21 protein-coding genes are annotated in these 20,599 nt (G+C 36.4%); 5 read left to right on the top strand and 16 right to left on the bottom strand.

Annotation, left to right across the window (positions count from 1 at the left end; all coding sequences use genetic code 11):
• The 15 genes from AMDU4_RS07420 to AMDU4_RS07490 form a co-directional block, all read right to left on the bottom strand.
• Positions 1–1,226, bottom strand: a 1,226-nt coding sequence (locus AMDU4_RS07420; RefSeq protein ID WP_021787365.1) for a V-type ATPase 116kDa subunit family protein, incomplete at its 3' end; no start/stop codon positions are given.
• A gap of 4 nt (positions 1,227–1,230) precedes the next feature.
• Positions 1,231–1,554, bottom strand: a complete 324-nt coding sequence (locus tag AMDU4_RS07425; RefSeq protein ID WP_021787366.1) for a hypothetical protein — start codon at positions 1,552–1,554, stop codon at positions 1,231–1,233.
• Positions 1,555–1,688: 134 nt separating this feature from the next.
• Entirely contained in the window at positions 1,689–2,339 is a 651-nt protein-coding gene (locus AMDU4_RS07430) for a V-type ATP synthase subunit D (protein ID WP_021787367.1), read from the bottom strand.
• Positions 2,330–3,703 carry a V-type ATP synthase subunit B gene (locus AMDU4_RS07435; RefSeq protein ID WP_021787368.1) on the bottom strand — a complete coding sequence of 458 codons (1,374 nt, stop codon included), beginning with the start codon at positions 3,701–3,703 and terminating at the stop codon, positions 2,330–2,332. The genes AMDU4_RS07430 and AMDU4_RS07435 overlap by 10 nt, the downstream gene beginning before the upstream one ends.
• Positions 3,696–7,070, bottom strand: coding sequence for a V-type ATP synthase subunit A (locus tag AMDU4_RS07440; RefSeq protein WP_021787369.1), 3,375 nt, complete (start codon positions 7,068–7,070; stop codon positions 3,696–3,698). Before AMDU4_RS07440 ends, AMDU4_RS07435 begins: the two co-directional genes overlap by 8 nt.
• On the bottom strand, positions 7,071–7,379 hold the full coding sequence (locus AMDU4_RS07445) for a V-type ATP synthase subunit F (protein WP_021787370.1): 309 nt from the start codon (positions 7,377–7,379) through the stop codon (positions 7,071–7,073).
• Entirely contained in the window at positions 7,380–8,441 is a 1,062-nt protein-coding gene (locus tag AMDU4_RS07450; protein ID WP_021787371.1) for a V-type ATPase subunit, read from the bottom strand.
• A complete protein-coding gene (locus AMDU4_RS07455; protein WP_021787372.1) occupies positions 8,441–9,010 on the bottom strand; it encodes a hypothetical protein in 570 nt (189 codons plus the stop codon). The genes AMDU4_RS07450 and AMDU4_RS07455 overlap by 1 nt, the downstream gene beginning before the upstream one ends.
• A 12-nt stretch (positions 9,011–9,022) precedes the next feature.
• Positions 9,023–9,250, bottom strand: a complete 228-nt coding sequence (locus AMDU4_RS07460) for a hypothetical protein (RefSeq protein WP_021787373.1) — start codon at positions 9,248–9,250, stop codon at positions 9,023–9,025.
• Positions 9,251–9,484: 234 nt separating this feature from the next.
• Positions 9,485–10,849 carry an ATP-binding protein gene (locus tag AMDU4_RS07465; RefSeq protein ID WP_021787375.1) on the bottom strand — a complete coding sequence of 455 codons (1,365 nt, stop codon included), beginning with the start codon at positions 10,847–10,849 and terminating at the stop codon, positions 9,485–9,487.
• A 131-nt stretch (positions 10,850–10,980) separates the two neighbouring features.
• On the bottom strand, positions 10,981–12,420 hold the full coding sequence (locus AMDU4_RS07470; protein ID WP_021787376.1) for an ABC transporter permease subunit: 1,440 nt from the start codon (positions 12,418–12,420) through the stop codon (positions 10,981–10,983).
• Position 12,421: 1 nt separating this feature from the next.
• Entirely contained in the window at positions 12,422–13,318 is an 897-nt protein-coding gene (locus AMDU4_RS07475; RefSeq protein WP_021787377.1) for an ABC transporter ATP-binding protein, read from the bottom strand.
• A gap of 54 nt (positions 13,319–13,372) precedes the next feature.
• On the bottom strand, positions 13,373–13,873 hold the full coding sequence (locus tag AMDU4_RS07480; RefSeq protein ID WP_021787378.1) for a ZPR1 zinc finger domain-containing protein: 501 nt from the start codon (positions 13,871–13,873) through the stop codon (positions 13,373–13,375).
• Positions 13,874–14,923: a type 2 isopentenyl-diphosphate Delta-isomerase gene (fni, locus tag AMDU4_RS07485; protein ID WP_021787379.1), complete on the bottom strand. Its 1,050-nt coding sequence runs from the start codon at positions 14,921–14,923 to the stop codon at positions 13,874–13,876.
• Positions 14,923–15,651 carry an isopentenyl phosphate kinase gene (locus tag AMDU4_RS07490; RefSeq protein WP_021787380.1) on the bottom strand — a complete coding sequence of 243 codons (729 nt, stop codon included), beginning with the start codon at positions 15,649–15,651 and terminating at the stop codon, positions 14,923–14,925. The genes fni and AMDU4_RS07490 overlap by 1 nt, the downstream gene beginning before the upstream one ends.
• A gap of 241 nt (positions 15,652–15,892) precedes the next feature.
• Between AMDU4_RS07490 and AMDU4_RS07495 the strand changes: the two genes are divergently transcribed.
• The 5 genes from AMDU4_RS07495 to AMDU4_RS07515 all read left to right on the top strand — a co-directional run bounded on the left by AMDU4_RS07495 (position 15,893) and on the right by AMDU4_RS07515 (position 20,243).
• Positions 15,893–16,306 carry a nuclear transport factor 2 family protein gene (locus AMDU4_RS07495; RefSeq protein ID WP_021787381.1) on the top strand — a complete coding sequence of 138 codons (414 nt, stop codon included), beginning with the start codon at positions 15,893–15,895 and terminating at the stop codon, positions 16,304–16,306.
• Between the two features lie 23 nt (positions 16,307–16,329).
• A complete protein-coding gene (locus tag AMDU4_RS07500) occupies positions 16,330–17,565 on the top strand; it encodes an MFS transporter (protein ID WP_290704559.1) in 1,236 nt (411 codons plus the stop codon).
• A gap of 365 nt (positions 17,566–17,930) precedes the next feature.
• Positions 17,931–19,085 carry an NAD(P)/FAD-dependent oxidoreductase gene (locus tag AMDU4_RS07505; protein WP_021787383.1) on the top strand — a complete coding sequence of 385 codons (1,155 nt, stop codon included), beginning with the start codon at positions 17,931–17,933 and terminating at the stop codon, positions 19,083–19,085.
• A 42-nt stretch (positions 19,086–19,127) separates the two neighbouring features.
• Complete coding sequence (locus AMDU4_RS07510) at positions 19,128–19,484, top strand: DsrE/DsrF/TusD sulfur relay family protein (RefSeq protein WP_021787384.1); 357 nt, start codon at positions 19,128–19,130, stop codon at positions 19,482–19,484.
• Positions 19,485–19,919: 435 nt separating this feature from the next.
• Positions 19,920–20,243, top strand: coding sequence for a transposase (locus AMDU4_RS07515; RefSeq protein WP_021787385.1), 324 nt, complete (start codon positions 19,920–19,922; stop codon positions 20,241–20,243).
• A 27-nt stretch (positions 20,244–20,270) separates the two neighbouring features.
• Here AMDU4_RS07515 and AMDU4_RS07520 read toward each other — a convergent pair.
• The coding region (locus tag AMDU4_RS07520; protein ID WP_021787386.1) for an integrase core domain-containing protein at positions 20,271–20,599 on the bottom strand (329 nt) is incomplete at its 5' end.

A 20,599-nucleotide genomic window follows, 5' to 3' on the forward strand; every position in this document is an offset into this window, starting at 1 on the left:
ATGGAAGACGGTATCAATGCTTTGGCAAGAGTTTTCAAAGAATTTTTGCCCATTATCATTAATATAAATCCCGAAATTTTTTTTGGTATATGGCTTTTTGCCGGAGGATGATCAACTCTGTGTATTATGAAAAGGGACACCAGAAGGATTACCAATCCATATCCGGCATCACCAACCATTAAACCAAAAAATACCGGGAACACAAGGGCGAAAATCAATGTTGGATCAAATTCATACTCCTCAGGAAGGGAATAGAATTTGATAAAAAATTCAAATATCTTGAAATGCTTTGGGTTTGATAGTTTTGTTGGAGGGTCCTCCTTTGTTTCTATCTTCTGTATCAGCATTGTATTGTTGGAATCCTCATTTAATATTGAACAAACTTTTTCATATTCGGACTCTGGAATCCATCCCTCAACCGCAAAAGCGTTTTCTGAGGATGCGATATTACTCAATATTTCCTCCTCCTTTACATATATTTCAAGTTGCTCTGTTATCTGGGCAATGGGTTCATAATATTTATTCGAAAGCGCCTTCAACGAGGATTTAATTCCTTCTATGGCTTTAGAAGCATTGGAAATTGTTTTATTAATAGATTTTATGTTTTCTGCCACAGTTCCCTTGAGTTCTGGAACTTTCATCATGTTATAGGTTTTGGATGAAAGCAATGAAAGGAATTCCGGTTCATTTCTTTTATTTATGATTACAATAGAATATCCATTGTTTAAATTAATATAAGTCGCATAATCGGTTTTTAGATTGTGGGCTTCATCCGTTCTTTCTATTATGAAACTTTCAACATAGTCATTGTTTAATATTGACAAGTCCTCCTTGAAGCTAGATAATATCTGCAGTGGCTTTAATAGGACATTGTTCTCACGGATTATTGAGCTGAATTTTTCCTCATCGTCCCTGAGTTTATTCAGTTCATCAGCTATGGATATTTTTGATATTTCCTCAAGGACTTCCTGTGGTGAACTAAAATATCTTTTGTGTTTTACTTCCTTTGGAGGGAGAATTGAAATAAAACCCTTGAATCTTGAGAGATTTTCAGATAATATTTTATAATTTGCATTTGAATTAGGGATGTTGAATAATTTAGTAATATCCTGCCCGGCATTCTCAATCTGGATAACGTTTAAATCGTGCATATCATCTATTATTCTGTTTTTGTACGAATTCAGGCCGATAATCCTGATTTTGACCATTTTTACGGGCTTTAGCATTAGATCACTTTTTTTTAATATAATCTATAATCATTTTATAGACCTTTTCTTCCAGTTCTCTGTTCTTAACATCCACTTTCATTACCTGAGACCTTGCCCTCTGGGTATCCAGGGCATCTGTCATTTTTTTGCTTTCTGATTCCTTTATTTCTTCTATTCCTTTATTGTAATCGTTTATAATTTGATTTTCTATATTTTTGACCTTTTCATTGCATTCAGTTATTTTCTTATTTAACTGTTTTTCCATTTCTGTTTTTAAATTCACCACAGACTGTTTTTTCGCTTCTTCCTTGCTTTTGATTACCTTTAATTCATCTATTTCGGTCATTTAATCATCACCATTATGAGTATTGCAATAAATGCTATTGCCAGCAGGATATTTATTATCCGCATTATTTTTCTTACTTTTCTGAATTTTTCGGTATTGTCCATACATCACTTTACCTGTAGATATAATAAAGCCTATTTATTATTTCCCCCGTTAGAAACTACATGGCTTTTCACAAATTTCAGGGTTGCAAATGAATCTCTTTCTGTTTCGTCCAGATGCTCCCTTATAATTTTTAAATTGCTTTTAAATCTGGGAATCATTATATTTTCTATTGCATTGGACCTCCTGTTTGTCTTGTCTATTTCCTTTAGCAATTTACGCATTGATGATTCTTTCTGGGATACCGCCAGAAGTTCCATGAATATTTTATTGAAAAGCATTATTGCATCATATATGGATACTGGAACGGAATTTGCAAGATAGGAATCGTCTATTATTTTTTTGCCTGCCTTAGTGGTCATTTCCGGAATCTTGACTCCCATTATATTTTTTCCGCCTATTTTTATTTCTGGTGAAGAAAACATGTATGAAATTCTTTCGATTTCAAGAGTTCCATCTATTACCTCTGCAACTTTTATTGCATTAAGACCCTTTTCTATGTCATTCCTAATATTTTCCCTGAGGCCCTTTACCTCATTGCTTAGCTTGAAGAATTCCATCACCAGTGATTGCCGTTTCATTTTAAGGAGCTCAAGTCCCCTGGAAGCTACCTTTATCCTCTTTTTGGTGGTTATCAGTTCAATCCTTGTCAGCCTTGCCGTATTTGCCATTATTACTCCCATTTTCCATATTTAGGTATGTGTGCTGATTTCACCTTTTTCATTTCTTCCTTTGGTAGAATAGAAAGCAAGTCCCATCCAAGATTAAGGGTTTCTTCAATGGAACGGTCTGTGTTTCCCTGGTTAACGTATTTGTTTTCAAAATCTTCAGCGAATTGAAGGTATTTTTTATCAGAATCACTTAAAGCTTCCTCTCCGACTATCTCACTCAATGATCTTGCATCCTTGCCCTTTGCATATGATGAGTATAACTGATCCGCAAGGCCTCTGTGATCCTCCCTCGTATGATCTGCACCTATTCCCTGATTCATGAGACGGGAAAGAGACAGAAGAACGTCTACTTCAGGATATATATCCTTTCTATTGAGGTCCCTTGAAAGTGTTATCTGCCCCTCAGTTATATATCCTGTAAGATCAGGCACTGGATTCGTTATATCGTCTCCGGGCATTGTAAGAATCGGTATCTGTGTAATTGATCCTTTCCTGCCTTTAATCTTTCCTGCCCTTTCATATATTGTGCTTAAATCAGTATACATGTATCCAGGATATCCACGCCTGCCGGGGATCTCCTCCCTGGATGATGATATTTCACGGAGAGCCTCACAGTAATTTGTCATGTCCGTAAGAATTACCAGCATATTCATATCCTTTTCATATGCCATGTATTCTGCAGTGGTTAAAGCGACACGGGGCAGTATTATCCTGTCCATGGATGGGTCAGATGCAAGGTTAAGGAATATTACGGATTCTGATAAGGCCCCCGATGACTGAAATTGCTTCATAAAATAATTTGCCTCCTCGCTGGTTATTCCTATAGCGCCGAAAACCACACCGAACTTCTCCTCTCCCTTCAATGTTTTTGCCTGCCTCGATATCTGTGTTGCCAGCCTGTTATGTGATAATCCTGCTCCGGAAAATATGGGAAGTTTCTGCCCCATAACCAGGGTATTCATACCATCTATTGTTGATATACCCGTTTCTATGAACTCGCTAGGTTCCTCCCTTGAATAGGGATTAATGGCAGCCCCAGTTATATCCACCTTTTCCTTTGAATAAATCCTTGGCCCGTCATCTATGGGTTCCCCGAATCCGTTGAATATCCTACCAAGCATATCGTCCGACACTGGAAGTTTGAATGTGTTTCCAGTAAACGACACACCTGTACTGGTCGGGCTCATACCGGTAGTGGAACCATAAACCTGAACAACTGCCACACCGTTTCTGGTTTCAAGAACCTGGCCCTTTACCCGCTCTCCGTTATCCAGTATAACATTGACTATTTCATTATAGGATGCATTTTTTACGTTATCCACAAAAAGAAGTGGACCGTTTATTTGTGAAATTGATTTATAAATTATATCAGACATTTTCAACACCTTCCATTATATTATCATACTCGTTATTTATTTCCTTTATAACCTCATTGTAGAATCTTTCAAAGTCATTTTCGGTAATTTCTTTCATCCTTGATATCTTCATTCTCACAGGAAGTGTGGCAGTCTGTATTACTTTCAATCCTGCATCAATGGCTTTTTCCTGCATTTCATTAAGTGTTTTAATAATCATGAGCATTTCATACTGTTTTTTTATTGAACAATAAGTATCAGTATCATCAAATGCATTCTGCTGCAGAAAATCTTCCCTTATAATTTTTGCAATATCAAGAATATTTTTCTGTTTTTCCGGCAGTGAATCGTATCCCACAAGTTGCACAATTTCCTGTAATTCAGCCTCCTTTTGCAGTATGCCCATAATCAGTGAATGTGCCTGCAGCCATTCCGTATTTACATTTGATTTGAACCACCCTGAGAGAGAATCAAGATAAAGAGAATAACTATTAAGCCAGTTAATTGAGGGAAAATGCCTTCTGGATGCAAGTGATGCATCAAGTGCCCAGAATACCCTTGTAACCCTCAGTGTATTCTGGACTACGGGGTCTGAAAGATCCCCGCCTGGAGGAGATACAGCACCTATTAGTGTTATAGATCCTGTTCTTTCATCCTGCGGTATTATCTGTGCATTTCCCGATCTCTCATAAAATTCAGATATTCTTCTCCCAAGATAGGCAGGATATCCTTCCTCTCCTGGCATTTCTTCCAGCCTTCCTGATATTTCCCTCAGTGCCTCTGCCCATCTGCTGGTTGAATCTGCCATAAGGGCAACGTCATATCCCATATCACGGTAATATTCGGCTATTGTAACACCGGTATAAATACTGGCTTCCCTGGCAGCCACAGGCATGTTTGAGGTGTTTGCAATTAATATTGTTTTTTCCATCAATGGTTTTCCACTTTTAGGATCCTGTAATTCTGGAAATGTGGAAAGTATTTCAGTCATTTCATTGCCTCTTTCCCCACAGCCAACATAAACTGTTATGTCCGCATCGGACCATTTGGATAATTGATGCTGTATTACGGTGTTATGCAATAGTATAGCTCCTTCCCCTCCCACAAAATTACTCCCAAAATCTGGAGTGGTTACATCATAAACATCAAATGGGCCTGGCATATATTCTATTGAATCAATCCTATCAAAGTATATAAAGTCCAGATATTCTGAAAGATGGCTTAATGTATTAATATCTTGGTTATCCTCTTCTTCCTTATTGTTTAGAAGAATTGTTCTGGCAAATTTATTAAATGAAGAGACACTCATTATCTCATTTTGACCGGTGTAATTGGTTATTTCCACCTCGTTTGATTTTAATTTATTATAACTGGGGTGTGTTCTGTACAAATCATCTATCTTTTGTGCGCCTAATGGAACCAGATCAATGGCTGTGTATGTACTATTTTTAGAATCTGTATATTTTTTAATATTGTCTATTTTTTGGAAATTTTCATTACCCGGAGCTATATTTAAATAGAATTTTTTAAGCTCATTTAAACCTCTTATAAAGGTTCTGTACCTGTAATTTTTATTCAGGCTTTTATCATTTTTAATAGTGTGTAATATGCCTAATCTTGTTAACAGATACGATAATGATATTGACAGTTTTTTACTTGCAGTGGAGAGTTCTATATTCCCGTTATAATAACTGCCATCACCAAGGTAATATCCTTTTAAGAACGCCCATATAACCTTATCCTTTGATTTCATTATTATTTGTGGTATGTCCTTATGGGAAGCCAATTTTCCGGGTATTAATTTTCTTATAAATTCAGATAATATAATACTGTTCACTATCAAATTGTTTGTTTTGTTTTTCTGTATTTCTATTTTTCCATTCAAGTTAAAAACTTTTTTCAGCAAATATTTAACTCTTCCAATTATCTTCTCGTCCGAATCTGTAATTACAAATGTACTTTTGCCTCTTATATAACCCTCTGCAACATAAAATCCAAGTAATTCAGATAAATCTTCAGAAACATAATCTGGTACTGTTACAATATTACCATTTCTATCTCCCCTTAAGCATTTAATTTCGGGGCGCTGTAAGTTAAGTTCGTCGTATATAGTTTTTATCCAGTTCAATTTCGGCGCTGGATTATATTCATTTCTGGTAATTTGATCTAAAATTCTTTCATTAATTATATTTTTTAGAAGCTTTCTATTTTCTTTTGTTACCTCTTTAAGCTTATTTTTAATTTCATTGCTGGTCGCACGGGCATCACCAAATAAAGAGTAAGCATCTATGTGTTTATATTCTTCCTCCGCTTCGAATTTTCTTATTGAAACTATGTAATCTCCAGCTTTTAAATATTCTGCCTCTGTTTCCACTATATTTCCTTCCGCATCAAGCCTAAATAATTTATGAATCGGGGTTACCTTAACCTGTTTACCAGTCCTTGTTTTTATTTTTAATAAAGAATCACTTTTCCCCTTATATATATAATCAGATTTACTTTCAGAAACCTTTCCATCATAAAATGAGTATATTTTCAACGGGGATTTGAGTTTTATAAGGGTCTCATTTTCATCATGATATTCTATTTCACCCTCAGATTCTGCCTCTTTATAAACCTCTTCAATTGTCTTTATGCTACTATCTGCCAAAAGCAATGGTGTATCTCCGGCAACGCATTTACCAGACCCAAATGGACCTGGTACTGCCACTGTCCCACCCTTGGCTACAGGGAAAAGAGAGTCTATTACCCTCTGCCCTGTAATAAGTGGTATTTCTGGAGCAAATTTAAGGAAAACCTTTCTTGCCTGCCTGACTGGCCATATTTGTTTCAATTTAATTTCATGTTTTACATTCCCGGAATCTATGGTACATACTGTATCAGACACTCTAAATTTTCCAGATTTTATGTTTTTTATTATACCATTTACACCGTATGGAACCATTATCTTATGTACAATGATATCTGTCTCCTGAACAGTTCCCAGAATGTATCCCTGCTCCACCTCATCTCCGTCCTTTAATATGGGTGTGAAATTCCATTCTTTCTCTTCATCCAGTGAGGGTGCAGTTGCTCCCCTGACTATAAAATCTCCGGTTTCAGACTGGATTATGTCAAGAGGCCTCTGAATTCCATCATATATGGATTTTAGAAGTCCTGGCCCAAGTTCTACAGATAGGGGTTTTCCGGTTGAGCGTACCGGTTCTCCAGGTTTAAGTCCACTTGTGTCTTCATATACCTGAATCGTAAATTTATTGCCTACTATTTTTATAACTTCCCCTACAAGACCCATATTGCCAACACGTACTACATCGAACATTTTTCCATCAAGGTCTGTTGCGATCACTACCGGTCCTGATATGCTGTATATCGTTCCTTTATCTTTCATTTAATCACCAATATCAATACCCAAAATTTTTTTTGCCAGATCATATACCGATTCTTCCTCTTTTATTCCCGGCAACGGAATAAATATTACAAGCGGATCCATGGATCCTCTGTATAGATTTATCTCATCACTGTTGAGATACTTTTCAAAGGATTGTGAGACCATAATCACATTATATTTCTTTGAATTGAACAGCTGCTTTAGAAGAGATGTGCCATTTTCAGGACTAGCGATAAATGTGTCATTAATCCCCACAAGTTTGAAGCCTGCTACCAGTTCCCTTTCCCCGATTAAGCAAAGATCATACATTTATATCAGCATCCTCTCTATTATATTATTATCAAGCTTATATGACTTGCCTATTATTATTGCCCTCAGATTGTCACGTTCTCTTTCAGCATACAGAACATATGCAAATATGTACAGTGAGGCGGTGTTTCTGAGCATTACCGGTACGTATTCCTGGAACAGTGCTTTTCTCATGCTTACTTCAAACATACTCAAATTTTTATTCTCCTTATAATAATCAAGGGCTTCGTCAATATTGAAGTGCTTAAAAACTGAAAGCAAATCCAGGACATTCCCCGACCTGAAAATATCGGCCAGTGCAGAGATGGAAAAATTGCCATTGCCTATAATGCTGTTTTCTATTTTATCGAATGGGACATTAAGTTCCAGTGCTTTTGCCAGTGTCAATATATTCTTTAAATCAACAACAGTTTTTACATATTTAATAATCTGCCCTTCATCCCCATTATAAAATAATGCATGGCTAATCAGATCATTATAATAACGATAATCCATAGCCGAAAGGAGGGATGATGTATCTCCTGTTTTCTTGTATTCCTCAAGATCCTTCAAGAGATAGTTAAAACCATAATTGAGAAGGTAGTTGACAATGGAATCCACATCATTTTTTTCCATTATTACCCTGAAATCATCTCTTTTTAGATTTCCGGCAAATATCCCCATTGGAATATCCCTGAAACTTAGTATGAAACTGTCTGTATATTTTATATCATGATGTATAACCTTGGAGGTGATAATAGCCTTTATACTCTCTATATCCCATTTTGATACGTAGGTTTTCATAAATGATTTCATCTGTGGGGGTATTGCAAACAAAGCTATTTTGGCGTTGTTTATCACATGCCTGTTAATAGCTACCATAAGAATGTCCGTATCATTGGTACCTATTGCTGCAGATTTGTCTATGTCATCTCGGTATGATGTTTCATATAATTTTAATCTAATATCCTTAATATCCAGTTCAAGAAGTGATTTTACAAAGCTATCACTAAGATAGTCATTAAAATGTATTTTCAATCTTCCATAACTTCCTGAATATGTTGTGTTAATATGGATCACCATTATTTGATATTTTCATATAGATATGTTTCCACATCGTATGATATTGCATCGAAAATGCTGGTCAGTCGCATATCTATTTCCTTCTTTCCATCAGCACCAATTGCAATAATTCCAGATTTTATTGATTTATCTGGGACAAAATTAATTGTGCCTGGAAATTTGAAACCTTGAAGTTTTTCCTGGTCTGTTTCACTACAATATACCGTGAAATTCTTACCTAGTTCCTTTTTTGCTTCTTCAACCATAACTTTCAGAAGTTCTGGATAATTGGAGGATTTATTAAGAGACACAACGTAAGACCTTAATTTTTGCATTGAATTATTCAATATTTCTTTCTTTTTTTCATCAAGAATCTTTTTTGACTGCAACCTGATATTATCCTCATACTGCCTAATTATATTTTTAATATCATTGGCTGATTTTACAGCATAATCACTCCTGATTCTGGCTATCTTATCATTACATGATTTTGCCACAGCCTGCATTTTGGCTGAATACTCATCCCTGATAGCCTTGAGCTCTGATTGTGTCGTATTATCAATTTCATTTAATATATTTTCAAGTGACATAAAAAATCTTTTTCATATTACATGTAGCAGTAATATAATACCCAGAACAAAACCTATAATCCATAGCGTTTCCGGTATAACGAAGAAGAACAATACCTGACCAAATTTTTCGGGTTTTTCAGCAATTATACCCATTCCGGCGGCTCCAATGCCCTGCTGCGCCATTCCAGTTCCTATTAACCCACCGGCAATAGCAATTGAAGCTGCCAAAGCCAATATAGCATCTGCAACACTAATCATAAATATCCTTAAATCCTCATCGAAATAACTTATATAAAATTATTTATTGCTAAAATGTTTATGTGAATTTGGTGTTTTTCTATACTGTGATCTCATATCCACGCTTTCAAAGGCGGTTTCAATTTCAAAAATTAATTATTGAATCTCCATAGAGCTGAATTCAACTCCGCCTGAAGATATTCTATTCCCCCTGCCAAGCCATATAGCTTTAGTGATGCGGGTACTCTCGTTTTCTCATATACTCTTTTCAAAGTCATCCAGGTCTAATAGTGTATAATTGCCATTTAATTTCGCTTTATTTTTTATCTTTTTGGCAATTATTCCGTATTTTTCTATTCTATTTTCATGCCATTTAAAATTTTTTGTCTTTTCCTTCAATTCCTTTATAATGCTATTTACATCGTGTTCATCCAATACTTTCCATTTACATTCATAAAATGTTATTTCATTATTTTTGTTTCCAAGAGTTACGATGTCTATTTCATTTTCCTTATACCACCATTTTCCTATTTCGTCGAAAGTGGAATTTTTTTTATTGAGCTCAAGAAGGAACTGTATTGATATATATTCAAATGTGTGTCCTATATAATTATTCATGTCCTCTTTTATTATATTTATTAACATTTCAGTATTATTCAGTTCTATTAGATTATAATTTTTGTATATAAATCTAAAATAAAAATTAAACATATTATCTTTTAAAAGATATATGCCTTTTTTGCTTTTGCGGGAAGTTATAGGGATTTCTCTTCTGATAAAATCTAAATCTATTAATACACTCAAATATTTGCTTATAAGATTTCTCTGCAGCCCTGCATAATTCATTATTTCTCCCAAAGATGTTTTTCCAGATGAAATTGCTTCTATAATTGAAAAATAGTATCGAGGTTCATTTAATTCCTCACGAAGCAAAAAAAGGACGTCCTGATTAATGAATGAATCAAGTTTCAGAAAAGTGTTTTTAATATTTTCAATAAAGCTTTTGGTTTTATTTATTTCCATTATATATGCTGGAGTTCCACCAAAAACACTGTAATATCTAACAGCCAGTTCTGGATCTTTAATATATCTTAAGACCTCAATAAAGGGAAATTGTTTTAATTCTATCTGGCCTGTTCTTCTACCATACAGGGGAGATTTATAATCTGACAGGTTCTCCATCATTGATATATTAGACCCGGATAATATTAAAAATATTTTTGTCTCATTCAGTTTATTATCCCAGTAATCCTGCAAAATAGATAGAAGAGACTTATTATTGACTGCATAGGGAAATTCGTCTATTGCTATTATCAATCTCCTATTCAATGTATTTCTGTATATGTATTCAAAAAAAGATTCCCAGCTATTAATATAATTTTTAAGTATAAAATCATCGGCAAAATAACTTCCCAGTATGCTAGAAAATCTTTGCAGCATCAGTTTTTCTGATTCCTCTCTGCAGGTCAGCAATACTCCTCCATATTTATCTATTAATCTTTTAATCAATTCGGTTTTTCCTATTCTTTTTCTGCCCGTTATTGTAATAAATTCTGCATTGCCTCTTTCATAGCTAGACGAAAGCGCCTCCATTTCATTATTTCGGTCAATAAATTCCATATATACTTTAAAGTATATTACTCAAAAGTATGTAAATTATTATAATCATCTTAATAAATATTATAGTTTTAAATTATAAAATAAGTTTTAATCCCTCTTTCTGGCGAAATAAAGGGATAAAATGGAGGGAACTAATACCCATACAAGACCAACAGCAGTAACGGAGTATATATTAATGCCAACAGTTGAGGCTTTAACCGTAGAATATGTTCCGAGGATATAATCAGCCAGTAAATCTGGGAAATAAGCTGGTGATATTGAGTCCAGTATGAGGAGTCCTTAACATACGCAATGCCTGTTGATTTTATATGCAACAGGAACAGTATGCCGCCTGTAATAACTGGCCACATGAAGCCCAGCACGAATAAAAGGGCAATTCCAGTTCCCAATACCTGCCCCTGTGTTTTTTCAAACTGTGAAACAAGATATACAATTCCAGCAAATCCTATTGCTTCCACAAGGTATCCCAGAAGTATTACGGTAAAGGTTTTTGATGATATGAATACCCCCGTATAATGATACAGTATTATGTCTGCCAGCCCAAAGGATATTAATAATCCTATTAGGAAACTTGTAGAGTTGCCAGCGAATCTGGATATCATAATCTTTCCTTTTGTTATTGGTTTGGATATTATTGACTCCAGAACTCCAGATGTTTTATCCTTACTGTAATAGAAGTATGCTGAAAATATTCCCATAATTGGAATTAGCAATATGCCAAAGAATGAAGCCAATTCCTTCTGTAGCACTACACCTGGTTTTAAGTATGTATATTGATATTGAAAAGCCGGAGTGAGCATAGAATATGTCTTGTTAACGGCATAGATATTTACATATTTCCCGTAATCTGAAGTGGTCAAAGATGGTTTTATAATAAATTTGTTTGAAACTGCCGTTCCATAATGGGTTGTGTTTGCCTTGTTAAAATTAAATGGATTTGTGTTTTGGTTTGAAGATATGTTATAATATATTTGAGTATGGTCAGAGGATGTATAATTTGGATTATATACCATGGTGCTTACCAATGCGGGATTGGACGTATCCTTCAAATTTACTAAATACAATGGATATTTGTTATCACTGAATTGGATTAGATAGAATGGGTATGCAAAAGAATAGACAGAGGATGCAGATAAAGATAGAGTTCCATTGCTATAAAACATAGTATTGCCATATCCAGCAAGCTCTGAACCACTCCGGTAATATTGGTTGTAATTGTATGTAAATATTTTACTTGAATTTTTTACGGTAAAATTGAGATAGCCCGCATTGTTAGTAATTCCGGCATTATTGGTTATTAGGCCATGTGTTGAATTCATTAGTGACGATTTTATATGCAGCCCTGAAACAGGGTTCCCATAGCCATTAATGACATAATCACTTACATGAATGCAATCTCCTGTTTGATTTAAATATGGCATAACTATTGCAGTGTTAGCAGGTTGTGCCTTATCAGATGAGACCCCCACTCCATAGGCAGTTAGCCCCATAATCAGTACCAAAAGGACTATTAAAATTATAGTAAATTTTCCAAAAAGTGTTCTTTTTATATCATATAACAAGCCATTCATTTTATTTCACCATATTCAAAAAATATTCTTCTAGCGTTTCATTTTCTATGCCTATATAATCAACCTTATAATTGCTCATTACAAGCTGCCTGTTTATTTCCGCAGAATCCAGTTCGTCTTTTGTTTTTATATAATAATAGGTTCCGTCGAATGTCGGTTCCCCAAATTGAGATAGTATGTTGTCCACATTTTTATCTGCATTTTTAACATGTATTTTTACCCCGTCAGTTCCTAGATGCATCAGGTCTTCCCTTGTTAAAATTTTAATTACGGAACCATTCTTAACTATAGCAATTCTGTCAGCAACGTTCTGCAACTCAGAAAGTATGTGTGATGATAACAATATGGATTTCCCCTGTTTTTTTAAATTCAGGATTAAATCCCTGACTTCCTTTACTCCGTTAGGGTCTAAACCGTTAAGTGTTTCATCAAAAAGATAATTGTCGGGGTTTCCAATCATTGCTGCAATCAATGAAAATCGTTTTTTCATTCCCTGAGAATAATATTTCAGCTTCCTGTTTCTATAATTATAGATATCAAATTCCTTCATCAATTCAATGCTTGTTTTTTCAGCATCGTCAGATTTTATTCCATAAAATCCTGCGTAGTATTTCAGGAGCGAGATGGGTTTGGCATCTGGCTCAAAATTTGGCAATTCGGGCACCCACCCTACCTGCTTTGATGCCAGTACTTTTTCTTTTACTATGTCGAAATTATTAATTGTTATTTTTCCTGCTGTTGGAAATATAATGCCGGATGCCGCCCTGATCGTGGTGCTTTTTCCTGCCCCATTTAGCCCTGCAAGCCCCATTATTTCTCCATTGTTTATATCCAGGCTAAGATCTGAAACGGCCTTAACCTTTCTATAGGATTTTGATAGATGGGAGATATTAATCATAGACGGATATAATAATCACCCTATATTAAACTTCTCACGGAACAAAGAAAATGGTTATTCCTTTTTCAATATTTCAACCCTGCTGCTGTTTATCCTGCTTTTCCCAGAATTATCATCTATAATAATAGTGATTTTTTCTTCAACACCACTGATTATTCCATCTATTCTCTGCCGTAAAAAATCTATGTTTTCATTATCTCCCATAATCGAGAGTTTTTCCTTTATGCTTGTTAATATGCCCTCAACTGTTGTTATATATCCATTTGAAGCTATTCCTGGAGATATTTCCGCATCAAGTTCCGGAATCTGAACACTTGCGTCTGGCGACCGGTACACTATGGTTTTCAAATCGTTTTTATTTTTAATCCTAAATTTTATTATTTTAGGATCCTCCTTATCATGCCTTTCTATTGTGATATTTTTATAGTTGCAGTTTTTGCATATATATGTGTGAATGGTTACTTTTCCCTCATATGGTATATCGTTATCTGCTTCTATATAATATAAAAATTCATTACAGTTTGGGCATTTTGATTCCGTCTTCTTTTCTTCCATTTAATCACCTTGTTTGAGCCATGAATATAATGGATCGAAAACTATATATTTTTTGTTTTTTAGAGCTGATATATCCTTTGAACCTGTTAAAAACATGGAAATTTTTATGTCTTTTATTATATTTTTTATATGAAATACAAGTTGATCGTATGATGTGTCAGCGTCCTTAAGGAAATTCCTTGCCATGGCGCCCATTTCCGCTCCAATAATTATTGATTTCACAATGTCCTGTCCGTTTCTGATGCCTCCGCTGCCGATAATGGGAATTCCACATGAACAGTATTTAATTGATGCGGGAGATGGTATTCCCCAATTCCAGAATGTCTGGCCTGTATGCATCTTTTCCTTATTCTGTATTTTTTCAGCACGATAATATTCAATTGCGGCAAATGATGTTCCACCAAGGCCACCGACATCTATTGCCTTTACGCCTGCATCCTTCAATTCCAATGCATCATCTCTAGAGAATCCACTTCCAGTTTCTTTTGCAATTACAGGATATGATTTTGAAAGTTCCTTTAATCTTGACATAACCCCATTAGCATTCTTATCGCCTTCCGGCTGGACCATTTCCTGAAGAAAATTAAAATGGACAATCAGATATTTTGCATCTATTAAATTGAATATATATTCTATATCCTTATCGGAAATTGGTGGTTTTTCCTGGCGAATCAATTGTGGAGCCCCTATATTTGCAAATTTTGCGGGTATTTTGTAATCGTTTATAACAGAAAATGTATCTGCTATGCTCTTGTTTTCTATGGCCGCCCTCATGCTGCCAACACCCATGCCTATATGAAATTCTTCTGCAGCCCTTGCAAGATTGGCGTTTATTTTTTTCGCTTTCTCGGTTCCCCCAGTCATGGATGATATTAAAAATGGAAAATCAAATTGTGTACCGAGAAAATTAATTTTAGTATTTATTAAATCATAATCGATTTCGGGTATAGCCCTGTGAATTAATCTAATGTCATCCCAAAAATTATGTTCCGAAGTAACATTCATATTTTCGGCAATGTTTATATGCTCTTCTTTTCTGTTTTCTATCATTAAACCACCGTTCCAATAAAATTGTTCTTTCCTATATTATATATTCGTTCTGGATAAAGGCCATTAATAAGATATACAGGTATTCCCAGATCTGAAATAGATTTCATTTTTTTATATTTATGGATTATTCCCCCTGTAACATCAGCATTTATTATATCATGCTGGAAATCTCCAGAAATTGTCTTAAGAAGCCTGGCATCAGGATTTGTTTTTGGATTTTTATCGAATATTCCATCAACATCAGAAAAGAATACAACATAGTCTGGCATAAATCTTTTTGAAACATCATAAACAATGTTATCCCCAGAATATATTCCAATATCCTTGCCGTGGATATATGTATCTCCATAGGAAATTGGTGTTATTCCATAATTTAAATATCTGGAAAAAATATTGTAATTTTTTATATTATCATAAACAAGCGATGATACAGGTAGGGATATATTATATATATTATTATCCTGAAATACCCTGGAAATTTTAAGATTTAATTCAACCATATCATTATGCACAATATTCATCCCCTCTATGGTCCTTTCAGATACAGGGCCAGGCAATCCAAATTCCTTTGATTTTATGTGCCCAAAGGATCCACCGCCGTGAATTATAATCATTTGTTTATTCATAACTTTTAATATTTTTACGATATTTTCAACAATTTTTTCATTAAATTTTCTGTATTCAGATTTGTCTGTAATAATGCTTCCTCCAAGTTTAATTATAATCATTTGTTAAATAATATAAATAATGTTATTAAATTTGACTATTGAATAAAGGATTTTGATAGAAATAGGCGGAATTTGATTCAAGTTTTAATGGAATGTTTTCTAAAAATGCATTGGGCATCTCAGAAGTTGCAAATCATAAGCACTAAAATCAGAATAGCTAAACGAATGGGCGTGTGATATTTGGTTTTTGTGGAAGGACATATAACGACAATCTTAAATATAATTGTCAGTTGTAATCAACATGGCTTTTGATCGTGATTCTTTTGAAAGAAAATTTATGGAAGGATGGAACCATCATAAAGTTGCTGGTCTTTTGGAATTATATTCTAATGACATGGTTTACAGGCACCAGGGAGAAGAACCAAGAATCATTAGGGGAAAAGAGCAATTCAAACTTTATCTGAAAGGCTTATGGAATTCTATCCCTGATTTCGAGTTCAAGCTATTGAATACAGTATGGAACGGAAACATAGGATTCGGGGAATGGTGTGGAAAAGGTACATTTCGGGGACAGCGATACGGGCACAACAAGGTTGCTGAAGTCAGGAAAATCGAATATGAAGGCGTAGATGTCCTGATTCTGGACGGAGACAATCTCATAAAAGAAGAAAGAGCCTATTACAATATGTTAGATGTTCTTAGACAACTCCAGTGAGTTTTATTCCTCAAGGTTTCAGAATGAACAGTAAAGATATTGTGATTGCATCTCTCATGGGATTCGTTTCCACATTCGAAGCAACTATGATATTGATTGCCGTTCCAATAATCTCTATATATTTCGGCATATCTCACTTTCAAGCTTCCTTTCTGGTAACAATTTATGTCGCAATAGAGGCGTTGCTATTCGTTCCTTTTGCAGTGGTTTTCGAGAGAGTTGGCCTCAGGCTTGGAATGATTTTTGGAGGAGCCCTCCTGGCTGCAGGTGGTTTTCTCATTTTCTTCAGTTCCAGTTTTGTGGAAATAGAACTATTCAGAATCATACAGGCTGTCGGCGCATCCATTGTTCTGCCGACATCCCTTGTATATGCTTCAAGCATTGGTGATGATGCTAAGAGAGGCAGTGCCATTGGGACAAATCATACTATAGTGAGCCTGGGATATGTGATTGGATTGCCAGTAGGGGGCATAGTCGCTCTTCTTGACTGGAAAGTGCTTTTTGTAGTCTCTTCACTGCTGGCACTGGTCTGTCTTGCTTTCATTTTAAAAATCGAGGATGTAAGACGGGTTTCATCAATCGGACGCAGTGCATTTGGGCCAAGTCTTTCCTTGTCTGGTGTTTTGGTACTGGTATTAAACATTTGGGCAGGGGTCATTGTGGTGGCTATGGGCCTGATAATGAGCTTAAGGGCACGCCTGCCGAGGGAATATGTAAAATCAAGCATCAGTGGTTTCCTTCATTCCATAACAAGAAATAGTTTCGCTGCATACCTTGTCTTTCTATATGCATATCTTGGATACAACGCACTGCATTACAGCCTTCTCGTACTTCTGTTTCCACTGTCATTCACCTTTTTTTCTCTCGCTGGTGGGAAGGCTTCTGACAGATTTGGACGAAAACTTGTGCCAATGCTAGCCTTCCTGATGATGGCGCTGTTCTCCATTTCCATATTTGTAAACTCGATTCTTGCTGAGATTCTCCTGGGTGTTGCCTCAGGCCTTGCGACCACATCAAACACGTCCTACACCATGAACAGTCTGGCGCAGGAAAACAGGGTTGTCGGTTCTGCTCTGAGAACGCTGCAGGGTACGGTTGCAATGTCCATTGGCCTGACTCTAGCCTCAATCATTTCCATTGGGCATGAGAATATTACAATAATTTTGGTAGCCCTTAACCTAATTGCGGCTGCTTTTGTGATTTTCTATGAATTGCCCAAATCTAGGGAGGGAACTTCGAACTACCATGATTTGCGCTAAAACATCGCAGTGCCGTGCAGTTATCCTCTCTGAATTTGCCATGCGCATGATAGGTGGATTCCACAAACTTGCGGTGTTGAGTACCATAGCTTTATTCCCAATCTTCCTTGCAGGTATGAGCAGTATCAAATTCATACTCTTGAGGATTCCTAATAACCCAGAAAATGACATTTTTCATATCATTGACTCCTGATTTAAAAAGGCATATTCCTATGCGTCAGCGGAAACCTATCAGGTTAGGGTTCTCTAAAAATCAGAGGCTTTTAGAAATAGTCTCTTTTCTCATTTATGAGATATTAAATGTTTCCTCTTCAGGTCTTTTGCACCAATCTAAAGAGTTATAAATTGACTCTTATTGCATTAATATGGAAAAGAAGGATATTCTCATATTAGGTTGCGGCATAGGCGGACTAGCCGCTGCGAACATCCTGGCAGATAAGTTGGGGGAAAAGGCCAACATCACGGTTATTGAGAAAAAACAGTATTTTCAGTTCCCTCCCTCTTATCCGTGGCTTATGATCGGGAAGAGAACCCAGGATCAAGTGCAGAAAGACCTGAGTGCCCTTGCAGGAAAAGGCATAAATGTTGTTAACGAAGAGATAACTTCAATCGATCCGGTGAGGAAAACTGTTGCGACTACTGTTTCGGAATACACAGGAGATTTCTTGATAATTTCTCTTGGCACACGATATAACCCGAATGCTGTACCGGGTTTTTCAGAATATGCCCACCATATCTATGACCTTGATTCCGCTATATCATTTAGGGATGCTGTTGCAGACTTTGATCATGGTTCAGTCGCCATTGGAATTTCAAGACTTCCTTTCAAGTGCCCTGCTGCTCCCTATGAGGTGGCTTTCTTGCTGGACGATTATTTCTCGAGAAAAGGATCCAGGGGGAATATTCAGATCAACTTTTACACTCCAGAGCCCAATCCAGTCCCCTCCGTGGGTCCTGAAATAGGGGACAAGGTTCTGAAGCTCCTTGGATCAAGAGGGATAAATTACATTCCACGAATGAAGCTGAAGGAGGTGAGAAAGGAGAATCTTGTCTTCGAAAGTGGTGACACCATGGATTATGATCTTCTTTTTTCTGTTCCACCGCATGCAGCACCGGAGCCAGTAGTGAAGGCAGGCATGACCGATTCCACTGGATGGGTTCCGGTTAATGTGAAAAACCTTGAGACAAAATTTCCCGGCGTCTTTGCGATTGGAGATGTTGCTTCGATCCCCACCCCAAAGGGTTATGTGCCGTATCTCCCAAAGGCAGGGGTATTCGCTCATGGCCAGGCAAAGGTTGTTGCAAACAATATCGCCAAAACAATAGTAGGAAACGGGAAAAAGAAAGAATGGGATGGGGATGGTGCGTGCTTCCTGGAAACTGGACATGGGAAGAGCGCTTTTATGGAAGGAAAATTCTTAGAAGAACCGAAGCCGCTCATAGACTTCAGGGAACCTAGCAGTATGTGGCATGTTCAGAAGGTTGCATTCGAAAAATACTGGATGAGGCACTGGTTCTAATGTTTCCTGAACTGAAGCATAAGAATGGAGTTATGATGTAGGATGAAAGAGATATTGTTTATTCTGAATGAACCACCATATGGCTCCGAAAAGATTTATAATGCACTTCGTCTGGCACTGGCAATTGTGAGGAAACAGGATAGTGAGACGATACACATTTTTCTTTTCGGTGATTCTGTTCTGGGAGCAAAAAGGTCGCAGAAGGTGGCACAGGGGTATTATAATTTAGAAACAATGCTGAAAGGTTTGGCAGCGCGGGGCGTGAAGATCAGTGCCTGCGGAACCTGTATGGACGCGAGAGGGATGAAGGATGAGGAACTGGTCGATGGGATAGAGCGGGGATCTATGGATCAGCTTAGCGACTGGGCTTTGTGGGCCGGGAAGGTTCTAGTCTTCTAGACCAAAAAAACTGGTACTGTGATGTTATTCTAGCATTGAAATGAGTTTTGTAGAGTGAAATTCTCATTCTGAACATGTGTAATGTATGGTATTGTTTCATTATTTTCTTCGACTTTCCATAATCATATGTAAGGGGACGTGGAAACTCTTAAAACCATATATAGAGAACATCTCATCGTTATTTGCAATTATTAACTCAAGACTTTTCCTAAAAACCCCTATGAGAATCGCAGGCATTCTAAACCTATTCTTTTTTTAACATCATCCATTATTCTGTAGAGTTCCTATTTCAGGCATGTTTTAACACATTAACCGTGGAAAGCTTTATTCATGGGATTAGCATGTATATTCAATGAGCAGCATAGTGGATTACGGTCTCCGGGAAGCATATTCGTCAATGAAGGGCATGGATAAACTGGCACAGATTGATCACACATGATAGACTGGGAATCATTGAGGCCATTTGTTAAGAAACTTTACAGGAATGACACTGACAGAGGTGGAAGGCCAAACGTCGATGAAACCGTCATGACCAAGACACTGTTCCTCCAGAGCATGTATAACCTGTCAGATGAATCCATGGAGAGGGAACTCAATGACAGGATATCATTCCGCAACTTCCTCCACTATCCTGAAATCTTGCCGGACTCAAGAACCATATGGCTGTTCAGGGAGAGGCTTTCCAGTACAGGTACAGACAGGAAGATATGGAAACATATATGGATGCAGCTGGAAGATCAGGGAATTGATGTTGGATAGTGATTGTTAAACATAAATCTTTCCATTTCAAGGTACATTTATCCTCATCCTCCTATAATAATTATTCCTTCTCCTCCTGTAACTGTCTTTCATATTATTCAGGAACTCTCCATAGTATTCCCTGAAGCCACTGTCATTATCCCATTTGTCAAGGAACTGTTTTGGTGAATAATAATCAAGTGTGGAATGTGGCCTTATATTGTTATAGTCATAGAATGCATTCTCTATTACTGTTTTCCCTTCATTGAAGTTGTCTATTTCACTTACCCATATGTAATCTGTCTTAATTGAATTGTGGAAAGATTCAATATCTCCGTTCTCTGTAGGTGTTTCCCTTTCTATGTATTCATGCCTAT

The organism is Ferroplasma sp. Type II (assembly GCF_000496155.1).